The organism is Sphingomonas sp. (assembly GCF_965200105.1).
Lineage (GTDB): Bacteria > Pseudomonadota > Alphaproteobacteria > Sphingomonadales > Sphingomonadaceae > Solisphingomonas.
In genome coordinates this window covers 683,735-702,485 of the sequence record NZ_CBDATN010000003.1, presented here as the reverse complement: position 1 = coordinate 702,485, position 18,751 = coordinate 683,735, and the positions used below count along the sequence as shown (strand labels likewise).

Sequence of the window (18,751 nt, the reverse complement as noted above, 5' to 3'; positions counted from 1 at the left end):
ACGTGACCCGCAGCACCGCGATCAAGGGCCGCCTGCGCGGCGGCAAGCGCCCGCGCCTCGGCCGCGCGGATACGAGCGCGCTCGGCAAATGGTTCTGGGAAATCGATCTGGTGCTGGTCGCGCTGGTGACGGTGCTGATCGGCTGCGGGCTGATCGCGGTCGCCGCCGCCAGCCCGGCGGCGGGCGTCCGCTACTCGGACGGCGCGGTGCAGTTCACGCCGCTCTATTACTTCTATCGCCAGCTCGTGTGGCTGCTGGCCGGCGTGCCGGTCATGTTTCTCGTTTCGATGTGCCCGAAGGACATGGCGCGCAGGCTCTGCTTGGTCGGCGCCGCCGCCTGCTTCGTGGCGCTGGCGATGACGCCGATTCTCGGTCACCAAGTCAACGGCGCGCGACGCTGGATCGGGGCAGGGGCCGCGCAGGTGCAGCCGTCGGAGTTCCTGAAGCCTCTATACGTCGTGTCGATGGCATGGCTGTTCTCGTTAAAGCAGCATGATCGCTCGCTACCCGTCGTGCTGATCTCGGGCGTCGCCACAGCAATTATCGCCGCCGTGCTGATGAAGCAGCCGGATTTCGGGCAGACCGTGATGTTCCTGCTGATGTGGACGGCGCTGCTGGCGCTCACCGGGGCGCCGATGAAGGGGCTGTTCACGCTCGCTGCGGCGGGCGTCGGCGTCGGCGTGCTGGCCTACCTGTTCTACCCGGTGGCGACGCTGCGCATCAACAACTTCATCTACCAGTCGGGCGACACCTATCAGGTGGACAGCGCGAGGCGGACGCTGCTCCACGGCGGGCTGTTCGGCACCGGGCCCGGCGCGGGCACCGCCAAGTTCCACCTGCCCGAACCGCACACCGACTATATCTTCTCGGTGATCGGCGAGGAGTTCGGGCTGATCGCCTGCATCGGCATCGCGCTCATCTACATGGCGATCGTGGTGCGCGTGTTCGTGAAGCTGCTCGACGAGGAGGATCAGTTCCTCACGCTGGCCGCCGCCGGCCTCGCCACGCAATTCGGCGCCCAGGCGCTCATCAACATGGCGGTCAACGTGCAGTTGGCACCCTCCAAGGGCATGACGCTGCCGTTCATCAGCTACGGCGGATCGTCGATGATCGCGCTGTGCATGGGCTTCGGGCTGCTGCTGGCGTTCACGCGGCGGAACCCGTATCTGACGCGCTCGCCCTATGTCGTGACCTGGAACAAGAGCCGGTGAAGATGCCGACCGCCCCGTTCCCGCGCCGCTTCCTGCTCGCCGCCGGCGGCACCGGCGGCCACATGATCCCCGCCCACGCGCTGGCGGAGGAGCTGATGCGGCGCGGCCACGCGGTCGCGCTGGTGACGGACGCGCGCGGCGCCAAGATCCCCGGCCTGTTCGCGGGCGTGGAGACGCACGTGCTGCCCGCCGGGCGGCTGGGCGGCGGCGTGCTCGGCTGGCTGAAGGCGGGCCGCTCGATCTGGGCGGGGCGGCGCGAGGCGTTGCGGCTGATCGACGCGTTCGAGCCTGCGGTCGCGGTGGGGTTCGGCGGCTATCCCGCGCTGCCGACGCTGCTCGCCGCCCTTGCCCGGCGCGTGCCGACCGCGCTGCACGAGCAGAATGCGGTGCTCGGCCGCGTCAACCGGCTGCTCGCCAAGCGGGTCAGGGTGCTGGCCACCGCCTACGCGCAGGTCGATCGCATTCCCGGCCGCGTGGTGCCCGTGCTCGTCGGCAACCCGGTGCGCGACGAGGTGCTGGGCCTGCGCGATCAAGCCTATCCGCCGCTCACCGAGGACGGCATCTTCCGTATCCTGGTTACGGGCGGCAGCCAGGGCGCGCAGGTGCTCTCCGCCGTGGTGCCCGACGCGCTCGGCCTGCTGCCGATCTCGCTTCGCGAGCGGCTGCAGGTGACGCAGCAGTGCCGGCCCGAGGATATCGAGACGGTGCGCGCGCGCTACGCCGAGCTCGAGATACCGGCCGATCTAGCCACCTACTTGCCCGATCTGCCCGAGCGGCTGGGCTGGGCGCACCTGTTCATCGGCCGTTCCGGCGCTTCGACGATCGCCGAGCTTACGGCGGCAGGCCGGCCGGCGATCCTCGTGCCGCTGCCGTCTGCCACCGACGACCACCAGACCGCAAACGCGCGCGAGATGGCGAGGGGCGGCGGCGCGCGCGTGATCCGGCAGACCACCAGGTCCCTCGAAGACCTCCGCGACAACGAGAAGACGCCCGCCGGCAAGGAGAAGGCGCTGATGAAGGGGCGCTTCACCCCGTTCGAGCTCTCCCGCCAGATCCAGAAGATGGCGTTGGAGCCCGGCGCGCTGGAAAATGCCGCCCGGCGGGCGCGGGAGGCCGGCTATCCCGACGCCGCGCGCGATCTTGCCGACCTCGTCGAGGGGTTGACGCCGCCCGTCGAGGCGATCCCCGCTCATCGCGCGGCGCGCGCGCCCCGCGCGCGGGAGGCGTTCGCGTGAGGGGTGTCGCGACCGACATCGGCACGATCCACTTCATCGGCATCGGCGGCATCGGCATGTCCGGTATCGCCGAGGTGATGCACAATCTCGGCTACGACGTGCAGGGTTCGGACGTGGCGGAGGGTTACGTCGTCGAGGGGCTGCGCGCGCGCGGCATCCGCGTGATGATCGGGCACGACGCTGCCAATGTGGAGGGTGCGGCGGTGGTCGTCACCTCCACCGCGATCCAGCGCGGCAATCCCGAGCGCGAGTACGCGCTGGAGAACCGCATTCCCGTCGTGCGCCGCGCCGAGATGCTGGCCGAGCTTATGCGGCTGAAGTCCACCGTCGCGGTGGCGGGCACGCACGGCAAGACGACGACCACCTCGATGGTGGCGGCGCTGCTCGACGCGGGCGGGGTGGATCCCACCGTCATCAACGGCGGCATCATCAACAGCTACGGATCGAACGCGCGCCTGGGTGCGTCCGACTGGATGGTGGTGGAGGCGGACGAGAGCGACGGCTCGTTCCTGCGGCTGGACGGCACCTACGCGATCGTCACCAACATCGATCCCGAGCATCTCGATCATTACGGCTCGTTCGACGCGGTGAAGGACGCCTTCGTCGAGTTCGTCGAGAACGTGCCCTTCTACGGCGCGGCGCTGCTCTGCCTCGATCACCCGGAGGTGCAGGCGATCCTGCCGCGCGTGCGCGACCGCCGCATCGTCACCTACGGCTTCTCCGCGCAGGCCGACGTGCGCGGTGTCAACGTGCAGCCCTATCCGGGCGGCAACCGTTTCGAGACGATCATCCGTAGTCGCGACGGCACCACGCGATCGATCGAGGGCATCGAGCTGCCGATGCCGGGGCGGCACAACGTCTCCAACGCGCTCGCCGCGATCGGCGTGGCGCTGGAGCTGGGCGTATCCGACGAGATCATCCGCACCGGCTTTGCGCAGTTCGCGGGCGTCAAGCGGCGCTTCACCAAGGTCGGCGAGGTGGCGGTGGACGCTTCGGGCGGCGCGATCGTGATCGACGATTACGGCCATCACCCGGTGGAGATCCGCGCCGTGCTCTCCGCCGCGCGCGAGGGGGCGCAGAGTTCGGCCAATCCCGGCCGCGTGATCGCCGTCGTCCAGCCGCACCGCTACTCGCGGCTGGGTGGGCTGATGGAGGAGTTCGCGCAGGCCTTCAACGACGCCGACATCGTCTACGTCGCTCCCGTCTACGCGGCGGGCGAGCAGCCGGTGGGGGGAGTGGACGCCGCCGCGCTGGTCGCCGGGCTCAAGCGGCGCGGCCATCGCGCGGCGAGCGAGATCCCCGACGCCGGCGCTTTGGTGCAGGCGCTCGCTGCCGACTGCCGAGCGGGCGACCTGATCGTCTGCCTGGGCGCGGGCGATATCACCAAGTGGGCCGCCGGTCTGGCGCCAGCGATCGAAGCGGCGCGCGAGCGGGTGGCGGAGCCGGCCGAGTGAGGGCCGCCACCAAGATCCTCCCCTGCAAGGGGAGGGGGACCACGCGTAGCGTGGGGGAGGGGTCGGATCCCCGTGCCGAACGCGCGCAGCACCGCCCCACCGCCTCCGGCGGTTCCCCTCCCCTTGCCGGGGAGGGTTTCTCGGGCACGCTGGAGCCGCACGCCTCCCTCGCCGAGTTCATCTGGTTCCGTACCGGCGGCGTGGCCGAGCGGCTGGCGCGCCCGCGGGACGTGGCCGATCTGGCGGGCTTCCTCGGCCGGCTCGATCCGGCCACTCCGGTGATGGCGGTGGGCGTCGGTTCCAACCTCATCGTCCGCGACGGCGGCGTGGCGGGCGTTGTGGTGCGCCTGCCCAAGGCGTTCGCCAAGGTAACGGCCGAGCCCGGCCAGCGCGTTCGCGCCGGCGCTGCGGCGATGGGGATCACTGTTGCCTCCGCCGCACGAGATGCGGGCATCGCCGGGCTGGAGTTCCTGCGCGGCATCCCCGGCACGGTGGGCGGCGCCGTCCGCATGAACGCGGGCGCCTACGGCCGCGACGTGTCGGACCTGCTCGTCGAAGCCACCGTCGTCACGCGAGACGGCGCGGTGGAGACGTGGCCGGCCGCGCGGCTCGGCTATTCCTACCGCCACTCGGCGTTGCCTGACGGCGCGATCGTCGTGGAGGCGCTGTTCGCTGGCACGGCCGGCGACAAGGTGGCGATCGGCGCCGAGATGGACCGCATCGCCGCCGAGCGCGAAGCCTCGCAGCCGTTGCGATCGCGCACCGGCGGCTCGACCTTCAAGAACCCGGACGGCCACAAGGCGTGGGCGCTGATCGACGCCGCCGGCTGTCGAGGCCTCAGGTTCGGCGACGCGCAAGTCTCGGAGAAGCACTGCAACTTCCTGCTCAACCTCGGCGGCGCCAACTCCGCCGAGATCGAGGCGCTCGGCGAGGCGGTGCGGGCACGCGTGCTGGCGCACTCCGGCGTGACGCTGGAATGGGAGATACAGCGGGTCGGCGCGCCATGAAGGTTGCGGTGCTGATGGGCGGCTGGTCGGCCGAACGCGAGGTGTCGCTCACCTCCGGGCGCGGCGTCGTCGAGGCGCTCGGGCGGCTCGGCCACGAGCCGGTGGCGATCGACATGGGGCGCGACGTCGCCGCGCGGCTAACGGAGGCGGCGCCCGACGTGGTGTTCAACGCGCTCCACGGCACGCCCGGCGAGGACGGCTCGGTGCAGGGGATGCTGGAGCTGATGGGGCTGCCCTATACGCACAGCGGCCTCGCCACCTCGGTGATCGCGATCGATAAGGCGCTGACCAAGCAGCAGCTCGTTCCCCATGGCATCCGTATGCCCGAAGGCCGCATCGTGACGAGCGAAAGTCTCTACTCCGGCGATCCGCTGCCACGTCCCTACGTGCTTAAACCCGTCAACGAAGGCTCGTCAGTAGGCGTCGCGATCATCGAGCGCGGCGGCAACCATGGCGATCCGATTGGGCGCGAAAGCGAGGGGCCGTGGAAGCATTTTGAGCGGCTGCTCGCCGAGCCCTTCGTACCGGGTCGCGAGCTGACGGTCGCGGTGCTGGGCGAGACGGCGCTGGCCGTCACCGAGCTCAAGATCGACACCGGCTTCTACGACTACGAGCATAAATATACCGACGGCGTCACCACGCATGTCTGCCCTGCCGAGATCCCGTCCGAGATCACGCAGGCGGCGATGCGAATGGCGGAGGAGGCGCATCGGCTGCTCGGCTGTCGCGGCACCTCGCGCTCCGATTTCCGCTGGGACGAGACGCGCGGCGAGGCGGGGCTGTATCTGCTTGAGGTGAACACCCAGCCGGGCATGACGCCGCTCAGCCTCGTTCCCGAGCAGGCGCGCTCGGTGGGCATGGATTACGATACGCTGGTCCAGCGGCTGGTGGACGACGCGGTCGCGCGCGGGGGAGCGGAGCGTTGAGCGAGCGGGCGAAGATCAGGCGCGGCGCCACCCCGCGCGGCGGCCAGCCGCCGGCGATCGCGCGGCGCGGCGCCGCCGCGGCCAAGGCGACGCGCAAGGCGGTGGCGACACGCGCGGTGCGCACGCTGCCGATCGCGCCCGAGCGCGTAAAGGCGATCTGGCGCTGGACGATCACGGCGATCGTGCTGCTCGGCGTGCTCGCCGCCTTGTGGGTGGTGCGCGTGCCGCAGATGATCGGCACCGAGCTGGGCGAGCTCGCCGGCGCGGCGGGGCTGACCGTGAAGCGCGTCGAGATCCAGGGCGTCCACCATATGGACCGGTTGCCGGTCTATTCCGTGGCGCTCGATCAGACGTCGACCGCGATGCCGCTGGTCGATCTCTCCGATATCCGCGCGAAGCTGCTCCGCTTCCGCTGGGTGGCGGACGCGCGCGTCTCGCGCCGCCTGCCCGACACGCTGCTCGTCGACATCGTCGAGCGGGTGCCGGTGGCGATCTGGCAGGTCGGCGGCCGGCTGTCGCTGATCGACGGCACGGGCATGGTGCTGGCGCCGGTCGATCCGCGCGCGATGCCCGATCTGCCGGTGATGGTGGGCCCTGACGCCAACCGCCAGACCGCCGATCTCGGCGCGCTGCTCGGCGCGGCGCCGCGCCTGAAGCCGCTGATCGCGGGCGCGACCTGGGTCGGCGGCCGGCGCTGGGACGTGCGCTTCCAGTCGGGCGAGACGCTGGCGCTGCCGGAGGGCGATGCCGAGGAGCGCGCCGCCTTCGCCAAGTTCGATCGCATGGACCAGGCCGCGCGCCTGCTCGGCCAGGGCTTTGTGCGATTCGACATGCGCGTGCCCGGCCGCTTCGTCACCCGCGTCTCGCGCGAGCCCGGCGCCGAGGTGAACGAGCTGGTCGCCACGCCGGCCGGCCCGCCCGCGCCCGCCGGCACCGACGCGGTCTGACGATGGCGGAGCGGCGCGCGGAGCGCATCATCACGGCGCTGGACATAGGCTCCTCCAAGGTCTGCGCGCTGATCGCCAAGGCTAGCGACGACGGCGAGATCCACGTCATCGGCACCGGCCAGCGCGAGAGCCGGGGGGTGAGGCGCGGCTACATCGCCGACATGGACCGCACCGAAGTCGCGATCCGCGAGGCGGTGGAACAGGCCGAGCGGATCGCCGGCGCCACCATCGAGGAGGTGTGGGCGGGCTTCTCCGCCGGCGGGCTCGTCAGCCGCGTCGCGCAGGTGGAGGTGGAGCTCGACGGGCACCGCATCGAGCAGGGCGACATCGACGACCTGCTCGACGCCGGCCGCAACTCAATCGATCCCGAAGGGCGCATGGTGCTTCATGCCCAGCCCACGCTCTACACGCTGGACGATGTGCGCGGCGTTAAGAAGCCGCTTGGCCTCTACGCCGACAAGCTCGGCGTCGACATTCACGTCGTCGCGGCCGACGCCTCGCCGGTGCGCAACCTCGATCTCGCGGTGCGCTCGGCGCATCTCGCGGTGAAGGCGATCGTGGCGACGCCGATCGCCACCGGCCTCGCCTGCTTGTCGGATGAGGAGCGCGAACTGGGCGTCGCGCTGGTCGAGCTCGGCGCCGGCGTCACCAACGTGTCTCTGTTCGCGGGCGGGATGCTCGTGGGCTTGGCGGCGATACCCTATGGCGGCCAGGACATCACCGACGACATCGCGTCCGCCTTCGGCACCAGGCGCAGCCAGGCCGAGCGGATGAAGTGCTTCCACGGCTCTGCCACCACCAGCCCTCGCGACAATCACGACATGATCGACGTGGCGCCGCTGGCGGCGGGCGAGGAAGGGGCGGAGGTGACGCGGATCACGCGCGCGCAGCTCATCGCCGTTATCCGCCAGCGGCTCGACATGCTGTCGGGAGACATCGCCGCCGCGCTCAAGGATCTGGGGTTCGCGGGTCCGGTCGGCCGGCAGGTGGTGTTGACCGGCGGCGGCGCCGAGCTGAAGGGCATCGCCGACTATGTCCAGGGCGTGCTCGGCCGCGCCGTCCGCATCGGCCGCCCGCGCGGGCTGAACGGCCTACCCGAGGCGCATGGCGGCCCCGCCTTCGCGACGCTCGCCGGGCTCGCGCGCTACGCCGCCTCCAACCCCACCGATCTGCGCGCGCCCAACAGCGGCGTCGCCGCCCCCACGCGGGGGAGCCCCCCCGGGCTGATCGGCCGATTGATCTCAGCCTTCCGTAGCGGATACTGAGGGATGCGGGTGTTGGGATCGGAACCACGATGAACGGTGACGACCTCCTCAGAGAGGGTCTCTCCAAGCAGGCTGCCGGGATCGAGGTCGCTCCGTGGGGGCGCCTATCCTACCGAAGCGTGATGGCCGGAATGTGCTGACACTCGACATCTTCCCGACCGAGGTGCTGATCGAGCGCGCTGAGGTGGATACAATGACGGATCCCTCCTGGGTCGAACGGTCGAGCCGATCGATCTCGTAAGCCCTGCGCCGGAGATCGCGCGATTGGCAGCGGAGAAAGGCGTCGCGGGTTCGATCGACTACATCGTCAGCTCGCACAGTTTCAAGCACCTGCCCGATCCGATCACCTTCCTCCAGGGATGTCAGTAGATGCTCCGCCCCGGCGGACAGCCCGTATGGCCATCCCGGACATTCGCGGCTGCTTCGACTGCGTCAAGCCGCTGAGCACGACCGCCGACTTCCTCGGCGCTCACGGCGAGCGCCGAACGAAACCGCCACCCGAGGCGTGGCTGCAGTAACGCTCCCACCCGGGTCGGCAAGTCATCGATGGTCGCGTCGAAGAACTGTTCACCATCATCGAATTTCCAGCGGTCATCTTCGTGCATGAGGCGATCGAGAAGGCATATGCAACTGGCTAGAAGATCAAGCACGAACGAAGACGGATTGTCGTGATGTTCATTGCTGTGCGTTCCTGCCGGCGAGCTTCGAGCTCATCCTCTTTGATCTTGCTTACCTAGGGCGGATGAGTACCTAGCCGCGCCGCGTTATGGCTTCCGGCGGTGGCGAGTTCTACGCGTGGCTGGCATACGACCCCGACTTCCCTCGACCTGACCATCGTGCATTTTACGACCGTCGTCGAGAAGTCCTGCACCTCATCAGGGACGAGTTCGCGATCGTCTCGGGAGTGGGACGCAGCCTTGACCGCGAGAAGGAGAAGGCGCGTGCCGCCGAAGATGCTTTGCGCGCCAGCAAGGAAGCTCGGCGACAGAGGGGGCGATGGAGCCGCCTGCACGCCGCTTGGCGCGAGTGAGGCGAGACGGCGAAAAAAATCTCGTTCGTTAATGTTTTCGCGTGCGTCGGGGCCGGGCTTTTGGCAGACTCCCGCGAGCGACGGCGTGGCTCACGCGGGCCCGAGGGGAGAGTACAGGAGATGAGCATCGAATTCGTGCGGCCCGAGGTGGACGAGCTTCGCCCGCGAATCAGCGTGATCGGCGTCGGCGGGGCGGGCGGCAACGCCATCGCCAACATGATCGCGGCCGATGTGCAGGGCGTCGACTTCCTCGTCGCCAACACCGATGCCCAGGCGCTCAACCACTCCCCGGCCGAGCGCCGCATCCAGCTCGGCCTGCGCATCACGCAGGGCCTGGGCGCGGGCTCGCGTCCCGAGATCGGTCGTGCCGCCGCCGAGGAGACGATCGAGCAGGTCGAGAAGAGCCTCGAGGGCGCGCACATGTGCTTCATCGCCGCCGGCATGGGCGGCGGCACCGGCACCGGCGCGGCCCCCGTGCTCGCCAAGGCGGCGCGCGATCGTGGCATCCTGACGGTCGGCGTCGTCACCAAGCCGTTCAGCTTCGAGGGCGCGCGTCGCATGCGTTCGGCCGAGGCGGGCATCGACGAGCTGCAGAAGCATGTCGACACGCTCATCGTCATCCCCAACCAGAACCTGTTCCTGATCGCCAATCCGAACACGACCTTCAAGGACGCGTTCAAGATGGCGGACGAGGTGCTCCAGCAGGGCGTGCGCGGCATCACCGACCTGATGGTGATGCCCGGCCTCATCAACCTCGACTTCGCTGACGTCCGCTCCGTGATGGGCGAGATGGGCAAGGCGATGATGGGCACCGGCGAGGCCAGCGGCGACAACCGCGCGATCGAGGCGGCGGAAAAGGCGATCGCCAACCCGCTGCTCGACGGCGTCAGCATGAAGGGCGCCAAGGGCGTGATCGTCTCGATCACCGGCGGCGACGACATGCGGCTGATGGAGGTCGACGAGGCCGCTAACCACATCCGCGAGCTGGTCGATCCCGATGCCAACATCATCTGGGGCTCGGCGTTCAACAACGATCTCGAAGGGCGCATCCGCGTGTCCGTCGTGGCCACCGGCATCGAGGCCAATGCCGAGACGCAGGCCGAGCCTGCCAAGCTGTTCAGCTTTCCCGCCGCCGCGCGCGCGCGCACCGACGCGCCGGCCGCGAGTGCGCCGGCGGCCGCACCCGCACCCGTCGCCGCCGCGCCCCAACCTGCGGCGCCGGCGCCCGAAGCGCCCTCTCCCGCGTCCGAGACCGTGTCCGGCGACGAGCTGCTGCTCGGCGAGGAGACCATCCTGACGCCGCCCGTCACCCCCAATCCGTTGCCGCCGCAGGCGGGCGCGGGCGAGGGTGGCGAGAGCCGTCGTCAGCCGATCGGCGGCGAGGCGGCCAGCCCGCCGCCCGCGCGCGCCGTCAAGGGCACGGAGCGGAGCGGCAGCGGCACGCTGTTCGAGCGCATGTCCTCGATCGCGCGCGGTGCTGCCAAGGCGCAGGTCGACGAGGACCGCACGCCCGAGCGGCGCGGCGCCGACGCGGTCGACCTGCCGGGCTTCCTCACCCGCCAGAATAATCAGTAGGGCAGGCGCCGGGCGTCGAGCCGGCCGCCCGTTCGGGTAGCGGATACATCCCTGGCAGGCTTTACGTCGACGCCGCGCGCCTCCTGCCGGCTGGTACGTCGTGGCACCGGCGTGGCGTCACGCTACCGGGTCCGTGCCGATCTGCGCGGAGAGCGTCCGCCGTATAGCGCATCGGCCGGTACCGTCGGGTAGCTGTCGGCCTGCCTCACCCGCGACGGTTGTTGGCGCCACTCAGCGTGAGGCAAGCGTCTCGCGACGTACCGGCTGCCACGCCACCACCGCGCCGATCTCGGCATAGGCGAGGCGCGGCGCGACCGAGACGGAGGACGTGCTCGCCGTCGCCGTCACGCCCTGGTGCAAGGAGAGGGCGCGCGGCAGATCATAGTGGCCGGCGCTGGCGCTGGTGCCCGTCGGGAGAGCGGCCGGCGCACGGACCGGCAGCGACGGCGAGGGCGTCTCGCGGGCCGGAAGGGGAGCGGCGGGCATCGGTGCGCCGGCTTCGGCGAGCCGCGTGGCGTCCGCCTGCGGGCCGTAGCGCCTGTCCCACTCCGCCGAGGCCAGCCGATACTCGTCCACCTGCCGGAAGACGGCGAGGAACGGCGCCTCAAGCGCGGGCAGCGCGTCCTGGGCAAAGGCCGGGAAGGCATCGGGCGTCGCCGCCGCCGCCGCGGGCGCGATCGTCGCGGCCGCCGCGCAGAAGCCCGGCTTGGCGGCGGGCATGGCGAAGTAATTGTAGAGCTTCGTCATATAGGCGTCGCCGTCGGCGCCCTGCGCGCGGAAGCCCGCCTGCACGCCCGTGTTCACCTTGGCGAGCAGCGCTTTCTTGGAGGTCAGCATCGCGTTGTAGGCGGGCACGGTTCCGATATCGCCGGGACCGCGGCAGCCGATCGCGGCGACGTTGAGCGCGGCGCGTACGTGCCACATCGTGGACTGGGGATCGAGCGCGGAGTTGATCGTGCGATAGGCTTCGTCTTCGCCGCGCGGCGGTGGCGCGATCGTAGCGAGGTCTGGCGCAAGCTCCGGGCGGGCAGGAGGCGGCGCGATGGGCTCGGGCGTAGCGACCGCGAGCTCGGCCTGGTGCGCGCAGCCGGCGAGCAGCGCGGGCACCAAGAGCGGCAGTGCGAGCCCGCAGCGGGCAAGGGCGTGGAGGCGTTTACGGAACATCGTGCGACTCCGGGAAGACGTTCGCCGGCTTGTCCACCCGTCACGGTTAAGACGAAGCTAACCTCGTTCCGTCGCAGCCGCCGACACCGGCGCAGGCGCGGGCCTTGTCAGCACGGGCGCTTGCCCGCAAAGCGATGCGGCATGGTCAATCGCCCGCACCCCGCCTACCGCGTCGCGCTCGCCACCTGGCTGGCGGTGACGGGCGCGGCACCGGCGTTCGCGCAATACCCCGCGAGTGCGGTCGTGCAGCCGCTGCCGACGGCGGACGATCCGGGAGAGCGGCTGGCCGCCGCGCTCCGTACGCTCTCCGTCAACTCTACGGATTTGGGCGCGCTGGTGGCGGCGGGGCGCAACACGCTGCTGCTCGGCGACGCCAACGCCGCCGCCGGCTTCTTCGGCCGCGCCGATCAGATCAGCCCGCGTGACCGGCGCGTGAAGGCGGGCCTCGCCTCCGCGCTCGTCCAGCTCGAGCGGCCGGCGGATGCATTGCCGCTGTTCGCCCAGGCGGCCGCGCTCGGCACGCCTGACGCGGAGATCGCGTCCGACCGCGGGCTCGCGCACGATCTGCTCGGCGATCCGCAGGCGGCGCAGCGCGACTACCGCACGGCGCTGGCTGCGAAGCCCGACGACGACATGGCGCGCCGGCGGCTGGCGCTCTCGCAGGGGATCGCGGGCGATCGCTCGGCGGCGGTCGCGACGCTCGATCCGCTGATCCGCAGGCGCGACATCGCGGCGTGGCGCGCGCAGACCTTTGTGCTGGCGATGACCGGCGATGCGCAGGGCGCCAACGCGATCACGCGCGTCATGCTGCCCCAGCAGCAGGCGGCGCTGCAGCCCTTCCTCGTCCGGCTAGCGGCGCTGTCGCCGGGCGACAAGGCGCGCGCGGTGCATTTCGGCGAGATGCCCGGCGGCGCGGTGCCGTACCGTCCGCCGCAGGTCGCGAGCGCCGCTCCGACGTATCATCCGCCTGTCGCGCAAGCGAGCGACTTGGCGCGGTCTCCGGCCCAGGCCCCGTCGCCCGCGTACCCGCCGCCGGTGCGCACCGCCGCCGCGCCGCCCGCATCGGTCGCCGCACCCGTGTCGACGCCGCCGGCGTCCGCTGAGCCCACGACGCTCGTTGCCGCCACGCCCGCGGGTGGGGCGGCCGCAACGGCGCCGACTTCCATACCGGTGCCGGCGGCCGCGACGCAGACGGCGACCGCACGGCCGCGCTACCGACGGCAGATGCGTAGCGCGGCGGAAATCTTCGGCCTCGGTTATCCGCCGTACGAATATATTCCGCTCGCCGGCATCGCGCAGCAGCCGCACGGGCGGCGCGTCGACATGTCCACTGGCTTCCGCGAGCCGCTGGGCCACCGCCGCCGCGACGCCACGCAGGTCGCTCAGGCGCAGCTCGCCGCGCCGCCGCCCACCGTAATGCCGATGGCGGCTCCGCAGTCTCAGACCGCTCAGCCTCGGTCCGTGCAGCCTCAGGTCTCGTTGCCGGCCGCCGCGCCTGAACGCGCCGCATCGATCGTGTCGACGACGGTGGATGGCGCGGCGACCAGCGCGACACCGGCTGTCCCGCCCGAGCCCGCCGCTCCTTCGGACGCACCCGCGTCGAGCGCGACGGCGCCGTCGCCCCGCCCGTCCGGTCTCGCGACATCGGTCGCGGTGGCCGGCGCGGAGCCGCCTCCGCCTCCGCCGGTCGGCACGAGCGGCGGCGGAGGGCATTACGACCTGCCGCACGCGGTCGTCGCGCGCTCCGGTCCGGTCCGGGCGCAGCCCGCGCGGCTAGTCGAAGTCGTCCGCGCCGAGCCGTCGCGGCCGGTGGGCACAGCGCGATCCGCCGCCACGCGCGAGGAGGCGACCGGGGACGATCACGCGCCGCCCGCCCGCCGCCACGGTGCGGCGTCGACCGCCGCCGCCAGGCCATCCCGCGATGACGCCGGGGAGCCCGGCACCTCGCGAGATGCGAAGCGGACTGGCAGGCGGAGCGCCGACGATCGCGGTGCCCGAGGCGATGCTCCGGTCTCGCGCGGGGAGGACGACCAGCGCGGTACCGGAGCGACGCGGCGCGGCACACGGGATGGCTCGGCCGACGAAGCGAAGAGGCACGGCGCTCCCCGCGACGATGCCGACGAGCCGGATGCGGGGACGGCGCGGCGCGGCAGGCGCGATGCCGACGCGTCCACCCGTAGCGCGCGGAGCGATGACGATGCCCCTGCCAAGTCGCGGCACGGCTCCAGGGACGGGGCCCGAAGGGGCAAGGGCGCCGCCCGGAACGGGGCCGAAGACGATGACAAGCCGACATCGCGGCGCGGCCGCGCCGCCGGCGACGAGTCGGGCGGCAAGCGGAAGGGCGATCCCGCGCGTATCTACGTCCAGGTTGCCGGCGGCGCCAACCGCGCCGATCTCGGCAAGGCGTTGGCGGGCGTGCGCAGGCATGCGCCCGAGCTGATGAAGGGCAGGACGGCCTCCACCACGCCGCTGAGAGCCACCAACCGGCTGCTGGTGGGGCCCTTCAAGGATGAGGACGAGGCGCAGGGCTTCGTCAACAAGGCGGCGGGAAAGGGCGTCTCCGGCTTCGTGTTCAAGAGCGCCAAGGGCCAGAAGATCGATAAGATCGACGCCGAATGACGACCGCGCTCGCGGCGGACCCGGCGCGCAGCCGCGGTCGCCGTCATCCCGAGCCCGAAGGCGCGACACGTGGGCCGCGCGACGCCTTCCAGCGCGATCGAGACCGCATCGTCCACGCTATCGCGTTCCGGCGGCTGCGCCACAAGACGCAGGTGTTCGTGGCGCCCGACGGCGATCATTTTCGCGTGCGGCTGACGCACAGCCTGGAGGTAGCGCAGATCGGGCGCACGATCGCGCGCGCGCTCGGTCTCAACGAGGATCTGACCGAGGCGCTCTGCCTCGCCCACGATATCGGTCACCCACCCTTCGGCCACGCGGGCGAGGACGCGTTGCGCCAGGTAACGGCCCTCGCCGGCGGCTTCGATCATAATGGCCACACTCTGCGCGTGCTGACGCGGCTCGACAGTCCCTACCCGCGCTTCCCAGGCCTCAACCTGACGTGGGAGACGCTGGAGGGGCTCGCCAAGCATAACGGCCCTATCGCGCGGCCGGACTGGGCGCTTGCCGAGGCCGATGCAGATTTTCCGCTGGCGCTCGCCGAATGGCCGGGGCTGGAGGCACAGGTCGCGGCCGTGGCGGACGACATCGCCTACGACAACCATGATATCGATGACGGGCTGCGCGCCGGACTCCTCGATCTCGGCGCGCTGCTGACGGTGCCGCTGGTGGCGCGGACCTGGGCAGGCGTGCGCGCGCGTTTCCCGGACGTGACCGAGCACCGCCTGCATCGCGAGCTGGTGCGCGACCTGATCGGCGTGATGGTGAGCGACGTGATCGCGGCGACGCGCGCGCGGATCGCGGACGCGGGCGTGCGCGACGGCGATGAGGCGCGTCGCCTCGGCCACGCGCTCTCGGGCTTCTCGGACGAGCTGGCGGGGGAGGAGCGGGTGCTCAAGCAATTTATGTACGCCAACCTCTACCATAGTCCCCGTCAGCTCGCGGTGGCGGCGGCGGTGCACGGGCTCGTGAGGCGGCTGTTCGCGGCCTACGCCGCCGACCCTACGCTGCTGCCGCCGGCGTGGCGCGAGGCGCTGCCTGCGGCTGATCCGTACCGCACCCGTCATATCGCCGACTTCGTCGCCGGCATGACCGATCGCTATGCGATCTCGCGCCACCGCGAACTCGTCGGCCCCGTCGACCTGCCCGACGGCTTCTGATGCGCTGCGCGCAAACTCCCGCTTGCGGGCGGCGAGGGCGCTGCCTATAGCCCACCCCGCTTGGCACCGCCGGTCGGCCCCGAGCTTGCGAACGACCGGTGCTCCGTCGGGGAGTAGCTCAGCCTGGTAGAGCACTGTCTTCGGGAGGCAGGGGCCGGAGGTTCGAATCCTCTCTCCCCGACCACTTTCTGATCCGGTAGAGGCCGCGCCTTCCCGTTGGGTCCGCCGTATGACTACGTCATGGTGCAACGGCTATGTGCGACCGTCAAGAAGGTCGCCGATGACGGTCGCGGAACCCTTGGAGGTCGCGGACAGCGGATCGTACCCGACCGTTTTCATGAATAAGTTTGCGGCCGTCGCTGTCCTCCAGATTTCGTGCGGAAGGACGTGGATGCGCGCAGCTGCGAGGAGACGGCGTGGCCTCAGCGGTCGCTCGCGGGAGATTACCGGTCCCGTGCGCGAACCGGCTTTTCAGTCGATGGGCAGCATGACGGTAGGTGATCTGTCTCTGAGCTGTCTGTAATGGAGGAAGCATGAACCCACTGCGCGGGGGGGGTATGCGGCACGGTTGTAACGCGGCGAGGGCGGCTCTTGGATTAGGCGCTGCGGGAGGCGGGCAGAGCATCGGGGCTCCGCGAGAGGAGCCTGCTATGACCACCCTTGCCCCGGTTGTTGCCGTCAGCCCGCTGTGCCAGCACCTTATCAACGAGATTGATGTGCGGCGGTTCGGTCGCGAGATCCAGCGCAACTACATTCGCGACGCTGGCTGGTTTGCCGCGTTTCTGGGCCGTTCACCCAACATGCGATGACGAAAGATGTACGGCGCTTTCGGGTCGAGCAGTACGAGTTTGGCATGCGGGTGCCGACCATGAACAGCATGATGTCGCGCTGCGGTTCTTTTTCACCCATGCACTCGACCGGCTGGACCCGGCACGCAAACTTGTCCGCACGCGGCACGTGCGCAAGCTGCCGGTGGTGTTGAGCTAGGACGAGGTTGTGCGCCTCTTGGAGGCGACCACCTGCCTCAAGCACCAGGCGGCGCTGTCGGTCGCCTATGGTGCAGGCTTGCGCGTGGCCGAGGTCGCTGATCTTCCCCCGGTTCAGCGGACACGCTGGGTTAGCCGGTCATGCGCTGTTCGGCTTGCTCGGGCGTGAGATACCCGAGGGCCGAGTGCATGCGGTGCCGGTTGTAGTGGCCCTCGATGTATCCGAACAGCGCCTGCCTGGCTTCGGACTGCGTCGCCCATCGGCATTGATGGACGAGATCGACCTTCAGGGTATGGAAGACGCTCTCCATCGGGGCATTGTCGTAGCAATTGCTGGTGTGGCTCATCGAAGGTGTGGTCTCGATCACGGCCAAGTGGTCGACATAATCACCGGACGCATATTGCGACCCGCGATCCGAGTGACAGACGAGACAGGGCGCTGGTCGCTGCCGCCGGGCTGCCATCACTAAGGTCGCGAGCGGCAGCTCAGTCCACATAGGATCGCGCATTGCCCATCCGACGATCTTGCGGGTCGCCAGGTCGAGCACGGCGGCAAGATACAGCCAGCCTTCGCCGGTCGCGGTGTAGGTGACGTCGGCCAGCCAGATCCGGTTCGGCGCGGTTGCCGAGAAGCGTTGTGCCAGCAAGTCGGCATCTCTCCTGACGTGGCCAGCTTCTCGAGCGAGCGCTGGCAGATGCCGCGCTGCGACCAGCAGTCGTAGACGCGGTCGCAGAACCGTACTCGGATCCGGCTCCTCGCGCCGCACCGGTTCACGGCCACCTCCCGCAGCGCCCGTAGCGCGGGTGCGTGACGATCGGTTCTGCACCGCGCGGGTCGACAAAGCGTGAAAGCCCCATGCTTGTGCCCGCCACCGCGCACTGCTAACGTTTTTATTGAGCCGCCTTAGCTCAGCTGGTAGAGCATCGCATTCGTAATGCGGGGGTCACAGGTTCGAGTCCTGTAGGCGGCACCACCTTCCCAGAGCGGCTCCCGGTAGGGAGCGGGCGAGCGCCCTGGCAGAAGTGCCTCCCGCGTGGGCGGCGGGCTGGGTCCTACGTGGGGCGCCGCCCAATAGGAACGCCTCAGGCGCTGGCACCTGCCTCACCGGGGTAGGGTAGGCGAAGTCGCGCGGGCGCGCTTCCCGGCGGCTGTGCGAAGGCACAGCCGTGACCCTCGCATCGCAGGGGAATGGCGACCTCTGGCAGCGTGACGGCCGGCGGGCGTGGCGGCAAGCCGCATCTGCCTGGTGTCGCAACCGCCCGGTTTTGACACCAGCGGATGTCACCTCTGGCTTGGTCGAAATCCGTGCGGGCTATTGCGTGTACATCCGCCTCAGCTTCGCAACCGCCACTTGCGAGAGCCCAAGTTCATCGCGGAGGTATCCTCCGACGCCGTCACGATGGGCGTCCATCGTTGCGAGTACCGCCTCGATATAGGGACGATCGGCAGCCATGTAGGCGTGCAGCACGCCTGGGGGGAGGCGCTTCCATTGCTCGGAGGCCTGATCGTCGCTGCGGACTACCTTATTCGGGTCGAAATAGCGGTTGGTGAGCAGGTAATCCTGGATCACCGTTTTACGCGGCACTCCAAGCGCAGTCAGCAACAAGGCTGCGGCGACCCCGGTGCGGTCCTTGCCCGCCGTGCAGTTGAAGGCGAGCGGCGCATGGCCGGAAAGTAGCTCCGCGAACATACGCCGGTACTGGCTGTTAAACTGGGTGAGGAGCCGGGGATACAGGGCCGTCATCGTCGCCCGTGCCTGCTCCGGCGTCGGAGTCTGACCTGGACCGTTCAGGCCGATCCCGCCAGTATCCATCTTGTAGTCGTCGGCGAGCACGTGTGGTGCTTTGCCGGCCGGCCATACAGCGGGTTCGACCGTGCGCTCGCGCGTGTCGCGGAAGTCGCACACGGTGCGGATGCCCAGCTTTTCGAGATAGTTATAGTCGGCCGGGGTCAGAAAGTGCATCGAACCTGAGCGATAGAGCATGCCCCAGCGCACGCTGCGCCCGTTTGTCGTCCGATAGCCACCCAGATCACGGAAGTTCTGCCCACCCTGAAGCGGCAGCAAGCGCTGGTGCGGGGTGCTGACAGCAGCCTGCTGTGCGGGGCTGGCCGTCAGCGGGAGCGAAGCCACAGCGCCGAGGAGGAGAAGGTGAATGATCTTGGTCATGGAGCGG

At 70.1% G+C, this 18,751-nt stretch carries 14 protein-coding genes, 2 tRNA genes and 1 pseudogene; 13 read left to right on the top strand and 4 right to left on the bottom strand.

Annotated features, from left to right (window positions below):
* Window positions 1-2: 2 nt before the first annotated feature.
* The 7 genes from ACOFKX_RS16335 (at window position 3) to ftsA (ending at window position 8,045) form a co-directional block, all read left to right on the top strand.
* Entirely contained in the window at window positions 3-1,211 is a 1,209-nt protein-coding gene (locus ACOFKX_RS16335; RefSeq protein ID WP_419828108.1) for an FtsW/RodA/SpoVE family cell cycle protein, read from the top strand.
* A gap of 2 nt (window positions 1,212-1,213) precedes the next feature.
* Window positions 1,214-2,446: a UDP-N-acetylglucosamine--N-acetylmuramyl-(pentapeptide) pyrophosphoryl-undecaprenol N-acetylglucosamine transferase gene (locus tag ACOFKX_RS16330; RefSeq protein WP_419828107.1), complete on the top strand. Its 1,233-nt coding sequence runs from the start codon at window positions 1,214-1,216 to the stop codon at window positions 2,444-2,446.
* Entirely contained in the window at window positions 2,443-3,900 is a 1,458-nt protein-coding gene (gene murC / locus ACOFKX_RS16325; protein WP_419828106.1) for a UDP-N-acetylmuramate--L-alanine ligase, read from the top strand. The genes ACOFKX_RS16330 and murC overlap by 4 nt, the downstream gene beginning before the upstream one ends.
* Window positions 3,901-4,049: 149 nt before the next feature.
* Complete coding sequence (murB, locus tag ACOFKX_RS16320; protein ID WP_419828294.1) at window positions 4,050-4,907, top strand: UDP-N-acetylmuramate dehydrogenase; 858 nt, start codon at window positions 4,050-4,052, stop codon at window positions 4,905-4,907.
* Window positions 4,904-5,833 (top strand): D-alanine--D-alanine ligase, encoded by a 930-nt coding sequence (locus tag ACOFKX_RS16315; RefSeq protein ID WP_419828105.1) that lies wholly within the window; start codon window positions 4,904-4,906, stop codon window positions 5,831-5,833. The genes murB and ACOFKX_RS16315 overlap by 4 nt, the downstream gene beginning before the upstream one ends.
* A complete protein-coding gene (locus ACOFKX_RS16310; RefSeq protein ID WP_419828104.1) occupies window positions 5,830-6,780 on the top strand; it encodes a cell division protein FtsQ/DivIB in 951 nt (316 codons plus the stop codon). The genes ACOFKX_RS16315 and ACOFKX_RS16310 overlap by 4 nt, the downstream gene beginning before the upstream one ends.
* A gap of 2 nt (window positions 6,781-6,782) precedes the next feature.
* Window positions 6,783-8,045 (top strand): cell division protein FtsA, encoded by a 1,263-nt coding sequence (gene ftsA / locus ACOFKX_RS16305; protein ID WP_419828103.1) that lies wholly within the window; start codon window positions 6,783-6,785, stop codon window positions 8,043-8,045.
* A gap of 362 nt (window positions 8,046-8,407) precedes the next feature.
* Here ftsA and ACOFKX_RS16300 read toward each other — a convergent pair whose 3' ends face one another.
* Window positions 8,408-8,650, bottom strand: coding sequence for a hypothetical protein (locus ACOFKX_RS16300; RefSeq protein WP_419828102.1), 243 nt, complete (start codon window positions 8,648-8,650; stop codon window positions 8,408-8,410).
* A gap of 545 nt (window positions 8,651-9,195) precedes the next feature.
* On the opposite strand from ACOFKX_RS16300, the gene ftsZ reads away from it, so the two are divergent.
* Window positions 9,196-10,650, top strand: a complete 1,455-nt coding sequence (ftsZ, locus tag ACOFKX_RS16295) for a cell division protein FtsZ (protein WP_419828101.1) — start codon at window positions 9,196-9,198, stop codon at window positions 10,648-10,650.
* Between the two features lie 231 nt (window positions 10,651-10,881).
* Here ftsZ and ACOFKX_RS16290 read toward each other — a convergent pair whose 3' ends face one another.
* Window positions 10,882-11,814, bottom strand: coding sequence for a hypothetical protein (locus ACOFKX_RS16290; RefSeq protein ID WP_419828100.1), 933 nt, complete (start codon window positions 11,812-11,814; stop codon window positions 10,882-10,884).
* 141 nt (window positions 11,815-11,955) lie between these two features.
* Here ACOFKX_RS16290 and ACOFKX_RS16285 point away from each other — a divergent pair, with 141 nt between their 5' ends.
* From ACOFKX_RS16285 to ACOFKX_RS16270, 4 genes are all read left to right on the top strand, one after another.
* A complete protein-coding gene (locus ACOFKX_RS16285) occupies window positions 11,956-14,433 on the top strand; it encodes an SPOR domain-containing protein (RefSeq protein WP_419828099.1) in 2,478 nt (825 codons plus the stop codon).
* The gene (locus ACOFKX_RS16280; RefSeq protein WP_419828098.1) at window positions 14,430-15,590 is read left to right on the top strand and encodes a deoxyguanosinetriphosphate triphosphohydrolase; all 1,161 of its coding nucleotides are present in this window, start codon (window positions 14,430-14,432) and stop codon (window positions 15,588-15,590) included. The genes ACOFKX_RS16285 and ACOFKX_RS16280 overlap by 4 nt, the downstream gene beginning before the upstream one ends.
* A gap of 107 nt (window positions 15,591-15,697) precedes the next feature.
* Window positions 15,698-15,774: transfer RNA gene (locus tag ACOFKX_RS16275), tRNA-Pro, on the top strand.
* 466 nt (window positions 15,775-16,240) lie between these two features.
* On the top strand, window positions 16,241-16,399 hold the full coding sequence (locus tag ACOFKX_RS16270) for a hypothetical protein (protein ID WP_419828097.1): 159 nt from the start codon (window positions 16,241-16,243) through the stop codon (window positions 16,397-16,399).
* A gap of 308 nt (window positions 16,400-16,707) precedes the next feature.
* Here ACOFKX_RS16270 and ACOFKX_RS16265 read toward each other — a convergent pair.
* Window positions 16,708-17,307 (bottom strand): annotated as a pseudogene (locus ACOFKX_RS16265) (IS3 family transposase); the annotation flags it as partial.
* A 167-nt stretch (window positions 17,308-17,474) separates the two neighbouring features.
* Here ACOFKX_RS16265 and ACOFKX_RS16260 point away from each other — a divergent pair.
* A tRNA-Thr gene (locus tag ACOFKX_RS16260) sits at window positions 17,475-17,550 on the top strand.
* A 339-nt stretch (window positions 17,551-17,889) separates the two neighbouring features.
* Here the strand turns inward: ACOFKX_RS16260 and ACOFKX_RS16255 are convergent.
* Window positions 17,890-18,744: a tyrosine-protein phosphatase gene (locus ACOFKX_RS16255; protein ID WP_419828096.1), complete on the bottom strand. Its 855-nt coding sequence runs from the start codon at window positions 18,742-18,744 to the stop codon at window positions 17,890-17,892.
* Window positions 18,745-18,751 lie beyond the last annotated feature (7 nt).